This is a genomic window from Bradyrhizobium pachyrhizi, assembly GCF_001189245.1.
Classification (GTDB): Bacteria; Pseudomonadota; Alphaproteobacteria; order Rhizobiales; family Xanthobacteraceae; genus Bradyrhizobium; species Bradyrhizobium pachyrhizi.
In genome coordinates this window covers 1-996 of the sequence record NZ_LFIQ01000037.1, presented here as the reverse complement: position 1 = coordinate 996, position 996 = coordinate 1, and the positions used below count along the sequence as shown (strand labels likewise).

Genomic DNA, 996 nt, shown 5'->3' with positions numbered 1-996 from the left:
GTGCAGGAGGTGCCGCAGAAGGAAACCACGCCGTTCTATCCGCGCTCGCCTTATGGCGTCGCCAAGCTCTACGGCTACTGGATCACGGTGAACTACCGTGAGGCCTATGGCATGTTCGCCAGCAACGGCATCCTGTTCAACCATGAGAGCCCGATTCGCGGCGAGACCTTCGTGACGCGCAAGATCACCCGCGCCGTTGCCCGCATCGAGGTCGGCCTCGAGAACAAGCTCTATCTCGGCAATCTCGACGCCAAGCGCGACTGGGGCCACGCCCGCGACTATGTCGAGGGCATGCACAGGATCCTGCAGGTGGACGAGCCCGGCGACTTCGTGCTCGCGACCGGCGAGACGCGGTCGGTCCGCGAGTTCGTCGAGCTGGCGTTTGCCGAGGTCGGCCGCAGCATCGAATGGCGCGGCAAGGGCGTCGAGGAGGTCGGTGTCGACAAGGTGTCCGGCAACACCCTGGTGCAGATCGATCCGACCTATTTCCGCCCGACCGAGGTCGATCTTCTGATCGGCGACGCCAGCAAGGCGCGCGCCAAGCTCGGCTGGGCGCCGAAGACGCCGTTCGCGCAGCTGGTGAAGGAAATGGTCGCCAGCGATCTCGTCGAGGCCAGGCAGGACGCGGCCAATGGCAAGCACGGCGTTTGAGCTGAAGGGCAAGACGGTCTTCGTTGCCGGCCATCGCGGCATGGTCGGCTCGGCGCTGATGCGCCGGCTGGCGCGCGAGGAGGCCGATCTCCTGACGGTGTCGCGCAGCGAGGTCGATTTGCGCGACCAAACCGCGGTCAACGCCTGGTTTGCCGCGAAGCGGCCGCAGGCCGTATTCCTCGCCGCCGCCAAGGTCGGCGGCATCGTCGCCAACAACACGCTGCGGGCCGAATTTCTCTACGACAATCTGGCGATCTCGAGCAACGTGATCCAGGCAGCCCACGCCAATGGCTGCGAGAAGCTGATGTTCTTCGGCTCGTCCTGCATCTATCCGCGCCTGGCGCC

General features: G+C 65.6%; 2 protein-coding genes. Both read left to right on the top strand.

Translation table 11 applies throughout. The features are described 5' to 3' along the window. A partial coding sequence (locus tag AKL29_RS04700) for a GDP-mannose 4,6-dehydratase (protein ID WP_152977435.1) occupies positions 1-651 on the top strand: 651 nt, incomplete at its 5' end. Beyond that, a partial coding sequence (locus AKL29_RS04695) for an NAD-dependent epimerase/dehydratase family protein (protein ID WP_152977434.1) occupies positions 632-996 on the top strand: 365 nt, incomplete at its 3' end. The genes AKL29_RS04700 and AKL29_RS04695, both read left to right, overlap by 20 nt.